10 protein-coding genes and 1 tRNA gene are annotated in these 14,439 nt (G+C 69.1%); 4 read left to right on the forward strand and 7 right to left on the reverse strand.

The window, feature by feature from the left end:
* Positions 1-77: 77 nt before the first annotated feature.
* From ABJI51_RS23900 to ABJI51_RS23910, 3 genes are all read right to left on the reverse strand, one after another.
* Complete coding sequence (locus tag ABJI51_RS23900; RefSeq protein ID WP_348953969.1) at positions 78-965, reverse strand: hypothetical protein; 888 nt, start codon at positions 963-965, stop codon at positions 78-80.
* A gap of 162 nt (positions 966-1,127) precedes the next feature.
* Positions 1,128-2,468 carry an ABC1 kinase family protein gene (locus ABJI51_RS23905; protein WP_348953587.1) on the reverse strand — a complete coding sequence of 447 codons (1,341 nt, stop codon included), beginning with the start codon at positions 2,466-2,468 and terminating at the stop codon, positions 1,128-1,130.
* A 60-nt stretch (positions 2,469-2,528) separates the two neighbouring features.
* Entirely contained in the window at positions 2,529-3,587 is a 1,059-nt protein-coding gene (locus ABJI51_RS23910) for a ThiF family adenylyltransferase (RefSeq protein WP_348953588.1), read from the reverse strand.
* Positions 3,588-3,817: 230 nt separating this feature from the next.
* Here ABJI51_RS23910 and ABJI51_RS23915 point away from each other — a divergent pair, with 230 nt between their 5' ends.
* Positions 3,818-4,327 (forward strand): M48 metallopeptidase family protein, encoded by a 510-nt coding sequence (locus ABJI51_RS23915; protein WP_348953590.1) that lies wholly within the window; start codon positions 3,818-3,820, stop codon positions 4,325-4,327.
* A gap of 485 nt (positions 4,328-4,812) precedes the next feature.
* Here the strand turns inward: ABJI51_RS23915 and ABJI51_RS23920 are convergent, their stop codons facing one another.
* Positions 4,813-6,177: a zinc-dependent metalloprotease gene (locus tag ABJI51_RS23920; RefSeq protein ID WP_348953591.1), complete on the reverse strand. Its 1,365-nt coding sequence runs from the start codon at positions 6,175-6,177 to the stop codon at positions 4,813-4,815.
* Between the two features lie 182 nt (positions 6,178-6,359).
* Between ABJI51_RS23920 and ABJI51_RS23925 the strand changes: the two genes are divergently transcribed.
* On the forward strand, positions 6,360-7,385 hold the full coding sequence (locus tag ABJI51_RS23925) for a YlbL family protein (RefSeq protein WP_431605662.1): 1,026 nt from the start codon (positions 6,360-6,362) through the stop codon (positions 7,383-7,385).
* Positions 7,386-7,531: 146 nt separating this feature from the next.
* On the opposite strand, the gene ABJI51_RS23930 is transcribed toward ABJI51_RS23925, so the two are convergent.
* A complete protein-coding gene (locus ABJI51_RS23930; RefSeq protein ID WP_348953594.1) occupies positions 7,532-8,605 on the reverse strand; it encodes a bacteriocin fulvocin C-related protein in 1,074 nt (357 codons plus the stop codon).
* 383 nt (positions 8,606-8,988) lie between these two features.
* Positions 8,989-9,519 (reverse strand): PPA1309 family protein, encoded by a 531-nt coding sequence (locus ABJI51_RS23935; protein WP_348953595.1) that lies wholly within the window; start codon positions 9,517-9,519, stop codon positions 8,989-8,991.
* A gap of 149 nt (positions 9,520-9,668) precedes the next feature.
* Here ABJI51_RS23935 and ABJI51_RS23940 point away from each other — a divergent pair, with 149 nt between their 5' ends.
* Both ABJI51_RS23940 and ABJI51_RS23945 read left to right on the forward strand, forming a co-directional pair.
* Positions 9,669-12,662, forward strand: coding sequence for a UPF0182 family protein (locus tag ABJI51_RS23940; RefSeq protein ID WP_348953596.1), 2,994 nt, complete (start codon positions 9,669-9,671; stop codon positions 12,660-12,662).
* Positions 12,663-12,729: 67 nt separating this feature from the next.
* Positions 12,730-12,803: transfer RNA gene (locus tag ABJI51_RS23945), tRNA-Met, on the forward strand.
* A gap of 135 nt (positions 12,804-12,938) precedes the next feature.
* Here ABJI51_RS23945 and ABJI51_RS23950 read toward each other — a convergent pair.
* Complete coding sequence (locus tag ABJI51_RS23950; protein WP_348953597.1) at positions 12,939-14,354, reverse strand: FAD-dependent monooxygenase; 1,416 nt, start codon at positions 14,352-14,354, stop codon at positions 12,939-12,941.
* Positions 14,355-14,439: the final 85 nt, after the last annotated feature.

Here is a 14,439-nt window from a genome sequence, read left to right on the forward strand (position 1 = left end):
AGCCGGGTCTGTCACCTCGCCTGCGTGCCGCACGGACGCGCCGCGTCCGTGGTCCGGCCCCATGTCTCCACAGCTCGTCATGCCGCGTCGCCGAGTGGGGCCATCGGGACCGCGCGTACCCGTGGGCGGGGTGTTCGTGATGCTTCGCCGAACGCGCGGGCCAGCTCCTGGGCCACCTCGTGCGGGACCTGGCGTAGCTGCCGGACCGTGCAGCGGACCAGGACGATCCCCGTTGCCGCCAGGGCCAGGTGGCTGAAGCCGCCGGAGGGGCCGGGGCCGCAGCGGTACTGCCAGGCGAGGCCGATCTCGTCCCACCATGCGTCCGCGTCGCCGATGCGGCGGCCGCGGCGGTCGCAGATCGTCACGTCCCAGGCCGGGGGTGGGAGCCGTGCCGCGTCGAGCACTCGCACGGCCAGGCCGTGGGCCTGGATCGGGCCGTCGTCCAGCTCACGCAGCACCCTGCGGACCGCCGCCGTGCCGCGCTGGGGACCCGTGTCCAGTTCCGCCAGCAGCTCGTGGCGGTCGCACAGGCCCCAGTACAACGGCAGCGTCAGCAGGTGCCGGATGCGGGCCGGGTCGGGCTCGTTCCGCGCCAGGTCGAGCGTGGCACGGGCCGGGGGTGCGAACGGCAGGCCGTCGACCACGACCGGGTCCGGCAACCGGGCCGTGCGCGCCACCCGGACTCCTTCGCAGGACGCCACCCGGCAGTGGCCCGGCACCAGCAGGTGGATCTCCTCCGCCGGCGGGCACTTCACGCCGTGGGCCTGCAGCGCGTCGCTGCCCGTGATCACCGCCCTCGGCCCGTACCGCACCACCGCGGCGTGCAGCAGCTGACGCCGGGTCGGGGTGGTGTTGCGCAGCAGGACGACGCCGGGGTGCAGGCGGCGCCACGGCCCGCCGGGGCCGCAGAGCCGCCTGGTTCTTCGGTCGGACACCCCGGCTTGCCGTAGCTGTTCGAGGTTCATCACCTCGCACGTGCTCGGATTGCTGAGGGTCAGGGGATCGGTGCACTGAGTAGCAGCCATGAACCGAGCATGGCGGCTCGGCCAACCGGGTGGAACCCCGTTTCCGCCACCTGTGGACAACTCGGCCGGATTCGGCCCTTCACGGCCCCGCCTGTGGACAACTCAGGCGGCGAAACCGGGCTGCCAGCGCTCCACGATGCCGCGTGCCGGGATCTCCGCGTCGAGCTGGCAGAGGATGCCCGTCGAGCCCGCCGTCACCCGGTGGATCATCAGGTACTCCGGCGGCAGGTTGAGCGACCGGCCGACGCGGAAGTCGTTGCCGCGGCTGTCGCCCACCCGGCCCGCCTGCTTCTGCATCCAGCGGCGCGTGAAGTGGAACGTCGGCTCGGCCAGCGGCTCGGTGAACGGCGCGAGGTATGCCAGCACCTCGTCCGCGGTCAGGTCGCTGTCGGGGCGGATGAACCGGTTCTCGCGCAACAGGCGCATCAGCCCGGCGGACTCGCCGTCGAGCGCCAGCCGCGTCATCTCGCCCAGGTGGCGGGGGATGCCCTCGGGCAGCCGGGCGACCCCGCCGAAGTCGATGACGCACAGCCGGTCGTCGTCGGTGATCATGAAGTTGCCCGGGTGCGGGTCCGAGTGCAGCAGGTGGACGCGCTCGGGGGAGGAGTAGTGGAACTCCGCCAGCAGCCGGCCGGCCAGGTTGCGGGTCCGGCGGTCGCCGTCGGCGATCACCTTCGACAGGGGCGTGCCGTTCGCCCACTCCGTGACGACCACCTTCGGCGCGCTGGCCACCACCCGCGGCACGAGAATGCCCGGATCGCCGTCGAACGCCTTCGCGAAGGCACGCTGGTGCTGGGCCTCGGCCTGGTAGTCCAGCTCCTCGTTCATCCGCTCGGCCAGCTCGGCCAGCAGCGGCTTGACCTCGGTGCCGGGCAGGAACGCCTGGAACAGCCTGCTGAACCGCTGCAGCTGCCGCAGGTCGCTGCGCAACGCCTCGTCGGCGCCCGGGTACTGCACCTTGACCGCGACCTGGCGGCCGTCGTGCCAGACCGCCCGGTGCACCTGGCCGATGCTGGCGGCCGCCGCCGGCTCGTCGTCGAAGGACGCGAACCGGCTGGTCCAGGTGCGGCCCAGCTGCTCGGCGAGGACCCGGTGGGTCTGCCGGACCGGCATTGGCGGCGCCGCGGCCTGCAGCTTCGTCAGCGCTTCGCGGTACGGCTTCGCCATGTCGTCCGGCACCGCCGCCTCGAACACGCTCAGCGCCTGGCCGAACTTCATCGCCCCGCCCTTGAGCGTGCCGAGCACCTCGAACAGCTGCTCGGCGGCCTTGGCCGACAGTGTCGCGCTCACCTGCTCCGCGCTCTGGCCCGCGAGCCTCCTGCCCCAGCCGCCGACCGCCCGGCCGGCGATGCCGAGCGGGAGACTGGCGAGCTTGGCGGTACGGGCGGCACCCTTGCGCGGCATCGCGGTGTCGCGATCGGCCGGGTCGCGGAAGTCGGTCACACCGGCGATTCTGCCTTGCGTCCTCGGCAGCGCGCAGCCTGCTCGCCGCGACTTGGTGGCCTACGTCTCCTGGAGTGTCTCCTGGAGTGCGGACCGCGCGCGGCAGCCGCACCGCGGGTGGGGCGGCCAGCCGCGGTGGCGGATGCGGGCGTCGAAGGCGTCGATCTCCAGGGTGGCGTTCCAGGCAGGCGGGGCCGGCCCGCCGGGCGAGAACAGCCGCATCGCCTGCGCGACGGCCAGCGACGCGCAGGCGTGGACCGCGCCGAGGTCCGGGCGCTGGTGCCGGCCGGCGAGCTGGCCCGCGACGCGGGGCCAGCACGGGTCGAGGTCCGTGCGGTGCAGGTCGGCGCAGCGCAGGCACGAGCTGCGGCCCGGCACGACCAGCGGGCCGACGATCCCCGTCCCGTCGCGGACGCGCACCAGCAGGTGCGGGACGCCGTCGTCCATCAGGTCGGCGACGACCTCGGGAGCCGGCACGACGGCGTCGGTGAGCAGCGCCAGGTCGGGGAACCGGTCGTGCAGGCGGGTGACGCGGAGGCGCGGGTCGACCCGGCGGAGCAGGTCGGCGAGCGCCTGCCGCCGGGACTTGCCCAGGTCCGCGTCGGTGAAGCCCGAGCCGAGGTCGTGTTCGGTCACTTCGCCGGGCACGCGCAGGTCGACGTGCCCGATGCCGGCGTTGGCCAGCAGCACGGCGACCGCGACCGCCACGCGGCCGTCGCCGTGCACGGTGACTGCGGCGGCGCGCCGCAGCTCCGTCATCGCGCCCTGGTGGTGCCGGGCCCGCAGGGACCAGAACCCGGTTTCGCCGCGGAGACCCGGCCCCTCGGGGCGGCCGGCGTCGGTGACCAGGCCGAGCGCGGTCAGCTGCCGCAGCAGCGTCCGCAGCCGGTCGCCGTGTTCGCCCTCGGCGAGCAGGAGGCGCTCGACGGGCTTGCTGCCGTCGAGCGTGCGCAGCCTGGCGACGAGGGCCGGTGGCAGGCCTTCGGCGATCACGCCGTGGCGCGGGTCGAGCCCGATCTGGATCTCGTCGGGCCCGCGTTCGAGCACGGTCAGGCCCGGGAGCAGGGCGGGATGGCCGGGCAGCAGCACCGGTGGCATGTCCGCGGTGGAGAGGAACATGTCCGCAGGATGACACCCGCCGGCGACCGGAAGGCCCCGGAAGACGCCGGAGCGGCCGAGTTGTCCACAAGTGGAAGTGCCTGTGGACAACTCGGGTCCGTGACCGCAAGGCGCTCGGAGTTGTCGGTGCCTGGCCTTACCGTTGTCGGGTGGTCGAAGCACAGATGCCTTCCCTGAGAGGCCGAGGGGGAACGAACCCCTCGTCGGACACACCCGGACACAAGGTCGAAGTGCGGCGCAGCCAGCGCCGGCACCGGACGGTCACCGCGTATTGGAAAGACGACACGCTCGTCGTGCTCATCCCCGCGCGGATGACCAGGGCGGAGGAGAAACACTGGGTCGCCGAGATGGAGCGCAAACTGCAGCGCCCCGAACCACGACGGCCGGCGTCCCCGAAGACGTCGGACGACGTGCTGCTCGCGCGCTGCGCGGTGCTGTCGGCCAAGTACCTGGACGGCACGGCGGTACCGGCGAGCGTCCGCTGGGTGCCGCCGATGCGTACGCGGTGGGCGTCGTGCACGCCGGTCGACGCGACCATCCGCGTGAGCGAGCGGCTGCGGAAGGTCCCGCCGTGGGTGCTGGACTACGTGCTGGTGCACGAGCTGGCGCACCTGCGGGAGCCCGGGCACGACGCGGCCTTCTGGACGCTCGTGCGGAGGTACCCGAAGACCGAGCGGGCGATGGGCTACCTGGAGGGGCTGGCGGCGGCCGCTGGGTGGGGGATTTCCGAGGAGGACTGAGCGGGTGAGCTGGTTCCGGGGTGGTTCGCTTGCTTGCGGATCACCCCGCGGGCCGGACTGGCGCCGAGGCCGGGGGCCGGGGCGGGGCCGGGGCCGGGGCGGCGCCTGGGCGGTGTGGTGGGCTGGCGTGCCTGGAGGGGCGGCGGTTGCGCTCGCCGGTGTCCTGAATGACTCATTCAGGACATCGCAACCGTGCGCCCTGCGATGCCGACGCTGATGGGCGGCTCCGGAGCCCACGCGCAGGACTGAGGTGGAAGGGCCGTTCAGGTCGGCAGGGCGTTGCGCTGCGGGTCCGGAGGAAGGCAGACGTGTGCCTGGAGGGTCGGCGGGCGTGCCTGGAGGGTCGGCCCGCGTGCCTGGAGGGTCGGCGCGTGTGTCTGGAGGGTCGGCTGGCGTGCCTGGAAGGTCGACACGCCGGTCGTCGCGGGGGCGAAAAGCCGGGCCGGGCGGCTCGCGGGTGCGAGACGCCCGGCCCGGGGCACTGCTCAGCTCTTGGTGTCGCCCTCGCCAGGGGAAGGCGGGGGCGGGTCCTGCTGGTCCTTCTCCGCCCGCTCGGTGCGCTCCAGCTCGGCGATCGGGTCCAGGTCGTCGAGGGCGTCGCTTGCGCCGACGCGGTCGGCGAAGTCGAGTGGCTCGTCGAGGTCCTCTGCCGTCGGCATCAGGTCCGGGTGGGACCAGAGGCCGTCGCGCTTTTCGAGGCCGTGGCGGTCGCCCACCAGCTTCCACAGGGCCGAGGCCGCTCGCATCCTGCGGGGGCGCAGCTCCAGGCCCACCAGCGTCGCGAACGTCTGCTCGGCCGGGCCGCCCGTTGCGCGGCGGCGGCGCAGCGTCTCGCGCAGGGCCTCTGCTCCCGGCAGGCGGTCGCCGACCGCCTCCGCGACCACCACGTCCACCCAGCCCTCGACCAGGGCCAGCAGCGTCTCCAGGCGGTTGAGCGCCGCCTTCTGCTCGTCCGTCGTCTGGGGCTCGAGCAGGCCCGAGGACATCGCCTCTTCGATGCTCGCCGGGTTCGACGGGTCGATGCGGCCCGCCAGTGACTCCAGCGCCGACGTGTCCACCGTGATGCCGTGGGCGAACTCCTCGACCGTCGCCAGCAGACGCTGCCGCAGCCACGGGACGTGCGTGAACAGGCGCTGGTGGGCGGCCTCGCGGGCGGCCAGGAACACCAGGATCTCGCTGTTCGGCAGCTCCAGGCCGTCGGCGAACTTCTCGATGTTCGCCGGCAGCAGGGCCGACGTCCCGGCCGGGGCCAGCGGCAGGCCGATCTCCGACGCCGTCAGCATCTCCGACGCCAGCTGGGCCAGCGCGTTGCCGAGCTGGGAGCCGAACGCCATCCCGCCCATCTGCCCCATCATCTGCAGCAGCGGGCCGGCGGCCTGCTTGGCCTCCTCCGGCAGCGCCTGCATCCAGGCACCCGAAATCTGGCGGGCGACCGGGTCGCACAGCCGCTGCCACGTCGGCAGCGTCTTCTCCACCCAGGTCCGCGGCGACCACGCGACCGCAGAGGTCGCGCCTGCCGGGTACACCGTCGCCGCGTCGAGCCACAGCTCGGCAAGGTGGGCCGCGTCGCGGACCGCGGCGTTCGAGTCGTCGCCGCCGCGGAAGCCCAGCTTGCTCTCGCCGGTGTTGCCGGCACTGCCCAGGGTCTGCAGGGCGATCTGCTTGGCGAGGTCGTAGTTCACCGGCCCGCTGGAACTGCCCGCCTGGCTGAGCATCTGGCCCAGCTGGCTCAGCATCTGCCCGAGCTGGTTGAAAGCCTCGGCGCCGGACGGCTGCCCGCCTTCCGAGGGGTCGTTCTCACCTCGTTTGTCGGGATCGGGAGGTCCGAAGCCGAACGGGGGTTTGCTCATGTGTCCACCGTACGCGGGTCGGCGGCCGCCGAGCGCGTCAACCGGACCCATGTGCGTGGCCTTCACCGAGAAGCGAACACGGTCACCGTACGCTGTCGGTCGTGACCAAGTCCTCCGAGGAGACCGCCCCCGCGAAGAGCGCGCCGGAACCGGCGGCGGAACCGGCCGGCGAGGCCCGGCGGATGACCCGCCGTGGCTGGACACTCGTGGTCAGCGGCTCGCTGTTCCTGATCTTCGTCGTGCTCGGCTCGGTCGTGCCGGTGCCCTTCGTCGCCATCAGTCCCGGCCCGACCTACGACACGCTCGGTCGCGACGCCGCGGGCAACCCGGTCATCCAGGTCACCGGTCACGAGACCTTCCAGACCACCGGCGAGCTGCGCATGACGACCGTCTCGCTGCACGACGGCGTCACCCTCTTCCAGGGCCTCGGCTTCTGGGCCAGCGGCCGCTACGCGCTCGCGCCGCGCGAGGAGTACTTCAAGCCCGGCGAGACGAACGAGCAGGTCAAGCAGGAGAACATCCAGCAGCTGCAGGACTCGCAGACGAACGCGCAGGTCGCCGCGCTGCGCAAGCTCGGCTACCCGATCAAGGTGCTGGCGAAGCAGATCGTCTCCGGCAGCCCGGCCGACCACGTGCTCTCCCCGGGCGACCGGCTGATCACCGTGAACGGCAAGAAGATCGCCGAGGCCGGCGACGTGCGGGCCGCGCTGGCCGGCACGCTGCCCGGCCAGACCGTGCAGATCACCTTCCAGTCGGACGGCCAGCCGGAGCGGACCGTCCCGCTCACGCTCGCCGCGCGCCCCGACCGCAAGGAGGGCTTCATCGGTCTCACCGCGGTCGACCGCGCCGACGCGCCGTTCACCGTGAACATCTCCCTGCAGGACGTCGGCGGCCCGTCGGCGGGCCTGATGTTCACCCTCGCCATCATCGACCGGCTGCAGCCCGGCGACCTCGCGGGCGGGCGGCACATCGCCGGCACCGGCGAGATCACCGAGACCGGCGAAGTCGACCCGATCGGGGGGATCTCGTTCAAGGTGATCGGCGCGCGCGAGGCCGGCGCCACCGACTTCCTGGTGCCCGAGCACAACTGCGCCGAGGCGAAGACCACCGCGCCCGCCGGGCTCAACCTCATCAAGGTGTCCACACTGGACGACGCGCTCGCCCAGCTGGCCAACCTGAAGGCGGGCCGTCCGACCGCGTCCTGCTGACGGTGGTGTGCTGAGGAGCAGGCGCCGCCCCGGGTACCGCAGACAGAGGTGCCCCGGGGCGTCACCGAACGATCGGGTTCCCGTCGCCCGTTCCCGCGCAAAATCTCACTGATGCTGCCGCGAACCGGAAAGCCATACGGTCAGCTTTACGGTAGACACGGGTGGCAGGAGCCGTCGCACATTCCGTCGCAGGCGTAGTTGTAGAGCAGTCCGCATCCGGGGTATCCGGTTACGCAAACCCCATTCGTTGGTCTCCCCTGGCAGCCTGCGCACCCCAAGCATGCGATTGCACAGAAGTCACTCTCTCGACTGCAATTACATGACAGAGGTCCTCCGCCTGCCAAGGGAATTGACTGCGCCTGCATCGACATCGACGCATTAGAATTGACGTCGGCTGCCCCCAGTGTGGCGAGGATCTTGCCGGCCTCTTCCTTGCCGAAAGCTGCTATTGCTACCCGCTGTAACTCTTGCAACTGTTTGTCGATCGCTGGATCTTCGACTGCTCTCGATTGAAAGATCGATTCGACGCTGGCGAGTGCGGATGCTTGGTCAAGCACTGATGCCTGCTCTTTCGAAAGATTCGAATGTGTCTTTCGGTACCGCGAAATCTGCTCGACCCATAAGTTGCTGCGAACGCGAGGGGTCAATGCGCCGATGACTGCACGTCTGTCTGCCATTGGGAGAGCTGTCACTTCGTCGTAGGTCTGCGGGAGTCGGCCCGTGCGGTCAGCGAGGTTGCGCACTCTCCGGGTTTGATCAGCGGCGAGGGCGGGGGTTTTACCCATTCCCAGCACGGCGATTGCAAGGCCGACGCCTGCGGCGAGACGCAGGAACTTGCCGCGGTTCAGTTCTCGGCTCGGCGCTTGTCCGGTGCCCTGGATGGCCAGCCACTCGTCCGACTCGCGCTTCAGTTGACCCAGGGCGGTCAAGATTCGTATCATCCGCCAAGGCCCGATCCGGCGCATCAAGGGAAGGGCCATGGTCAGCCCCTGCCATGCGCGCACGCCGGCTCCGGTTGCTTCGATCAAGGTAGGTGCATTTCGCGCTTCCGAACCCAATGCCTGCTGTCGCCATTGCTCCACTTGGGGATTGGACAGCGGAAGTACGTCCAGCTTGTCGTTGCAGGCGGCGGCGACTGTGATAGAGATTTGACGACAGGTCATGCAAGTGCCATCGAAGGCTAAGATCAATCGATCGGTCGGTAATTCTTTGAGTTCCACCAAGTGCCTCCGTATCAGTAAAGGAAATTCAAAGGAATTGCCTGTTGATACACGCGATCGTCTTCTCGCGGACTGGAGATGTGTTGAGGAAGGCTCGAGTGGTTCGAGTTGATTGAATGGTAAGCAAGTGTGTACAAACGCGCAATTGCTAAACCAGTGCGCCTTATTGTCCCCCTCCCCAGAAGACGTATCGAAAATAAGTTAGCAGCCAACCGTCTGTTGCGCAAGGTTGAAAAGTGGTTGCCTCAGTGAGACCAATGGGGCTACGAGAAGTTGGCTTCGAAAATCGTAGATCTACTACGTTCTGGCGAACGATTCGACATAGTGAGGGTAGGTGTAGTTATGACTTAGCGTCATAGTGGATGTTCGATAGTGAGCTCGAGTCAAGGCAGCAGCGTGGCCTTCAGCGCTTCGACCAGGTTCGGGGCGAGGTCGGGGCTTTCCACGATCTCGTCGACGGTCTCGTCCGTGCCGATCCCGCGCAGCCGCATCACGCAGGCGCCGTCGCCGTCGCGCAGCACCGCGGCCACCAGGCGGGCTTCGGTCCGCTGCGGGTGGTCGGCCGCCGCCCGGCGGAGGCTCTCGGCGTCCGCCTCGGCGACGTCGGGCAGCTCCGACTCCGAGCCCGGCGGGAGCACGATGATCTCCTGGGCCAGTGCACAGCCGATGACCAGGTCGGGCCAGGCGATCCGGCCCAGCGCCTCGGCGAGGTCGCCCTCGGGCAGCGCCTCCTGGGCCACCGGCGTCAGCGGGTTCGCGCGGTCCAGCTGGCCCGCCAGCTCCGGCTGCTCGTCCAGCAGCGCCGCGGTCGGCACCAGCGCGAACAGCTGCGGCGGCTGGTCCCAGCCACCGGCGGCCATGAACTCCTCGATCTCGCGGGCGAGAGCGGCCACGCCGGCCTGCTGCGATTCCATGCGCCCATCGTGTCAGGTCGGCCGGGCCGCGGTCGCCGCGAGTCCGGTTTGGGCGGGTCTCGGGAACTTCACCGGGCATCCGTAGAGTTAGGGGATCAGGGGGCGCACGCGCCCCTGCTCAGGTATTGACGAAGACAGGAGCGTGTGCCGTGGCGACTCGGCCCCCGGTGAGCCTGCCGAAGCTGTCCCGGCGCAGCCGGATCCTCCTCATCATCGCCGCGGTGATCGTGCTGGCGCTGCTGCTCGGGGCCCGCCTTCTCGACACGTACGTCGACTGGCTGTGGTTCGGCGAAGCAGGCGCGCGGTCGGTGTTCACGACGCAGCTGATCACGCGGGTGGTCCTCTTCTTCGCCGTCGGGCTGCTCGTCGGCGGCGCGCTGGCGATCAGCCTGATGATCGCCTACCGGACCCGCCCGGTGTTCGTGCCGATCTCCGGCACCGACGACCCGCTGGCGCGCTACCGCTCGGCGATCGTCGCCCGCATCCGCCTCTTCGGCGTCGGCATCCCGGTGCTGACCGGCCTCATCGCCGGCCTGTCCGCGCAGGGCGACTGGCAGGTCGTGCAGCTGTTCCTCAACGGCACCAAGTTCGGCCAGACCGACCCCGAGTTCGGCAACGACGTCGGCTTCTACGCCTTCGACCTGCCGTTCTTCAACTGGCTGCTCGGCTGGCTGTTCATCACCGTCGTCGTCTCGTTCTTCGGCGCGCTGATCGCGCACTACGTCTTCGGCGGCATCCGGCTGGCGGGCAAGGGCGGCCAGCTCGCCGGCCCGACCCGCGCGCAGCTCGCCATCACCGTCGGCCTCTTCGTGTTGCTGAAGGCGGTCGAGTACTTCTTCGACCGCTACAACCTGCTGCTGTCCGATCGCGCTTACCCCCTGTTCATCGGCGCGACCTACACCGACCTGAACGCGGTCCTGCCGGCGAAGCTGATCCTGCTGTGCATCTCGGTGATCTGTGCGATCGCCTTCTTCGCCGGTGCCTTCCTGCGGAACCTGCAGCTGCCCGCCATCTCGCTGGTGCTGCTCATCCTCTCCGGCATCCTGGTCGGCGTCGCCTGGCCCGCCATCCTCGACCAGTTCTCGGTGAAGCCGAACGCCAACGAGAAGGAAGCGACGTCCATCCAGCGCAACATGGACGCCACCCGCCGCGCCTACGGCCTCACCGACGTCCAGTACCAGCCCTACGCCGGCAAGTCGGACGCCACCACGGCCCAGATCAAGTCCGACACCGGCACCATGTCGAACATCCGGCTGCTCGACCCGAACATCCTCTCCGACACCTTCACCCAGCGCGTCGGCCGCGAGAACTTCTACGGCTTCCCGGCCAAGCTCGACATCGACCGCTACACCGTCGGCGGCGTGACGCAGGACTACATCGTCGCGGCCAAGGAGATCAAGACCGAGGGCCTGACCGGCAACCAGACCAGCTGGATCAACAAGCACCTCGTCTACACCCACGGCAACGGCTTCGTCGTCGCGCCCGCCAACACCATCGACCGCGCGGTCAAGGACGCCAACTCCGACGGCGGCTACCCGATCGCCACCACCAGCGACACGCAGAACCCGGCGGGCGCCGGCGCGCCCGCACCCGGCCAGCCCGGCATCGAGGTCAAGGAACCCCGCATCTACTACGGCGAGCTGTCCGCCGCCGAATCCGACTACGCCATCGTCGGCGGCAACAACGCGCCCGGCGAGTACGACACCGCCACCGACCGCTACAACTACAAGGGCACCGGCGGCGTCCCGATCGACAACTGGTTCAACCGGCTCGCCTTCGCCGCCGAGTACGGCGAACGGAACATCCTGTTCTCCGACGCCATCGGCGACAACTCCAAGATCATGTACAACCGCGACCCGCGCGACCGCGTCAGCAAGATCGCGCCGTGGCTGACCCTCGACGGCGACCCGTACCCGGCCGTCGTCGACGGCAAGATCCAGTGGATCATCGACGGCTACACCACGCTCAACAACTTCCCGTACGCCCAGCAGACCCAGCTCGGCGCGGCCACCAACGACTCCCTCAACGGCGTCGCCCGCCAGGCCAACAGCTCCATCAACTACATCCGCAACTCGGTCAAGGCCACCGTCGACGCCTTCAACGGCACCGTCACGCTGTACTCGATCGACGACAAGGAACCGGTCCTCAACGCCTGGGAGAAGGTCTTCCCCGGCCTGGTGAAGCCCAGCTCCGAGATCTCCCAGGACCTGCGCGCCCACTTCCGCTACCCCGAGGACCTCTTCAAGATCCAGCGCGAGCTGCTGTCGCGCTACCACGTCAGCAACCCGCAGGAGTTCTACTCCCAGCAGGCGTTCTGGAGCGTCCCGCAGGACCCGACCGCCGAAGGCGGCTCGAACCCGGCCGCGGCAGGCGCGGCCAACCAGCCCGGCTACTACGTCCTCGCCGACGCACCCGGCCAGAACAAGCCGACATTCCAGCTGACCAGCTCCCTCACCGGCCTCCAGCGCCAGTACCTCGCGTCCTGGATGTCGGTGTCGTCCGACCCCGGCGACTACGGCACCATCCGCGTCCTCCAGCTACCCAGCGCGGCCACCGGAGCCACCCAGGTCGACGGCCCGGTCCAGGTCCAGAACCGGTTCCAGAGCGACCCCCGCGTCGCCCAGGACCGCACCCTCTTCAACAACCCCAACGTCATCCCCATCTACGGCAACCTGATCACGCTCCCGGTCGCCGACGGCTTCCTCTACGTCGAACCCGTCTACATCCGGCAACGCAACCAGAACAGCTACCCGCAGCTGGCCCGCGTCCTCGTCTCCTACGGACCCAAGGTCGGCTACGGCGCCACCCTCCAGGAAGCCCTCAACCAGGTCTTCGGCCCCGGCACCGGCGAAGCCACCACCACCCCGCCCCAAGCCGGGCAGCCTACGACCACCCCCACCACACCCACCAGCCCGACCACGCCACCGCCGAACAACGGCAGCGGCAACGCGGCCCTCGACAAGGCCGTCGCCGACATCCAGGCAGCCATCGCCAAACTCAAGGCCGCCCAGCAATCCGGCAACTTCACCGAACAAGGCGCCGCCCTCGCCGCCCTCGACGCCGCCGCACGAGCGTACGAAGCAGCCAAGCCGGCGACCCCGTCCAGCAGCACCCCGCCCCCCAGCAGCCAGCCCGGAGGGTGACCTCGGTAACGCAACCGGCACCTGCTTTGCACCCCGGCGAAACCAGGGCGTAAGGTAGGTGCCACGACGCGGGGTGGAGCAGCTCGGTAGCTCGCTGGGCTCATAACCCAGAGGTCGCAGGTTCAAATCCTGTCCCCGCTACAGAGTGTGGGAGGGTCGCACGGGCAAAAAGCGCCCGTGGGACCCTCCTTCGCATTTGTCTCTGGGGGTCGAACCCCCAGACCCCCGCCAGGGGGGCTTCGCCGCCCCTGGACCCCCCTGCGGTCGGTTGGGTTTCTAAGTGAGCCAGCCTTCTGTGGATCCGCTTGTTGAGGCCACGTAGCCGTCTGGGCGGACCAAGACTCTTGTCAGGTCTGGCCAGGGGAGTTCTGGGGCCTCTGCCACCACTACCTCTGGGTGTGGGGGTGGGGTGGGGGTTGTTGTCAGGAGGACGAACTTTCCTTTGTGGAACAGGGTGCTTGCCCTTGCTTGCTTCAGGTTGAAGTCGGGTAGGCGGGTTCCTGCTGCTGGGTGGGTTTCGTGTGTTGGGTACTTGATGTTGAGGCCTGAGACCAGGCCTGACAGGTGGTGCTGGACTTCGGGGAGCTGGGTCAGGGCTCGGAAGAGGGATCTCAAGGCCAGCTGGTTTGGTGTTGTGGGGATCAGGGCGTTCTGGGCCGCTATGTTCTGCAGGACTTCTTCTGCCACCTTGCGGCGTTCTTGCTCGTACGTGTCCAGTAAGCCTGGGTGTGCGTGGTTCTTCAGGGTTGCTGCCAGTTTCCAGCCCAGGTTCATGGCGTCCTGGACTCCCAGGTTCAGGCCCTGGCCTCCTGCTGGGAAGTGTGTGTGGGCTGCGTCTCCTGCCAACAAGACCCTGCCTACCTTGTAGCTTGCTGCTAAGCGGCTGTCGTCTGAGAAACGGGATGCCCAGCGGATCTCTGCGATCTCCGCCTCCTTGCCGAAGCGTTCCTGCACTGCTGCTTCGACTTCCTGCCTGGTTACCTCTGCTCTGAGGTTTTGGGGGCGGGTCAGGCGGTCTCCGAATGTCAGGCGGTACAGGTTCTTCTGGTGGAGGGGGATTACTCCGATGAACTTGCCTGGGCTCTGGGAGGTCACCATGTTGCCCATTGAGCGCCACTCTGTGGGGGCTCCGGGTGGGGGTGACTTGAAGAGGACGTCTGCTGCCACTCCGTGGCCTTGGCCTTCGATGCCCTCGAAGGGGAGGTTCAGGGTTTTGCGGACCGTGCTTCTTCCTCCGTCGCAGCCCACCAGGTAGGCCGCTCGGATTCGGGTGGTGGGCGTGGTGATCGTGACGCCGTCGGCGTCCTGGGTGAAGGTGGTCAGCTCGTCGCCTCGGCTCACTTTGACGCCCTGCTCTGCCAGGCGCTCCTCCAGCAGCTGCTCGATCTGGGCCTGGGGAATACCCAGCTGGTATGGGTGGCGGGTGTTCCAGCCCTCGTAGGACACCGGGATCGCCGCGAAGTGTCCCTCTGGGACGGTCGCGAACGAACGCTGCTCCGCACGGGTGAGCAGACCTCGGAGATCCAGGATCTCGGCCGTTCGCGGTTGCAGATTCAAGGCCTTCGACAAGCCCGTTCGCTCGTGCATCCGCTCGAGCACCCGAACGTCCACTCCGGCCAGTGCCAGCTCGTTCGCCAGCATCAGGCCCGCCGGGCCCGCGCCCGCCACCACCACCTCGGCCGTCAGCTCCATCGTCCCCAGCTCCTTAACGTTGTTAAATTGACCTGGCACCAGGGTGCCTTTAACATCGTTAAGTTGTCAAGCCCGGTGCTGCGAG

Source organism: Amycolatopsis melonis, from assembly GCF_040064235.1.
Lineage (GTDB): Bacteria > Actinomycetota > Actinomycetes > Mycobacteriales > Pseudonocardiaceae > Amycolatopsis > Amycolatopsis melonis.

Coding starts and splice junctions, on each gene's coding strand:
- ABJI51_RS23920 (WP_348953591.1), bottom strand. CDS start 6,177: ATGAGCAAACCCCCGTTCGGCTTCGGACCTCCCGATCCCGACAAACGA.
- ABJI51_RS23910 (WP_348953588.1), bottom strand. CDS start 3,587: ATGTTCCTCTCCACCGCGGACATGCCACCGGTGCTGCTGCCCGGCCAT.
- ABJI51_RS23935 (WP_348953595.1), bottom strand. CDS start 9,519: ATGGAATCGCAGCAGGCCGGCGTGGCCGCTCTCGCCCGCGAGATCGAG.
- ABJI51_RS23900 (WP_348953969.1), bottom strand. CDS start 965: ATGAACCTCGAACAGCTACGGCAAGCCGGGGTGTCCGACCGAAGAACC.
- ABJI51_RS23925 (WP_431605662.1), top strand. CDS start 6,360: ATGACCCGCCGTGGCTGGACACTCGTGGTCAGCGGCTCGCTGTTCCTG.
- ABJI51_RS23950 (WP_348953597.1), bottom strand. CDS start 14,354: ATGGAGCTGACGGCCGAGGTGGTGGTGGCGGGCGCGGGCCCGGCGGGC.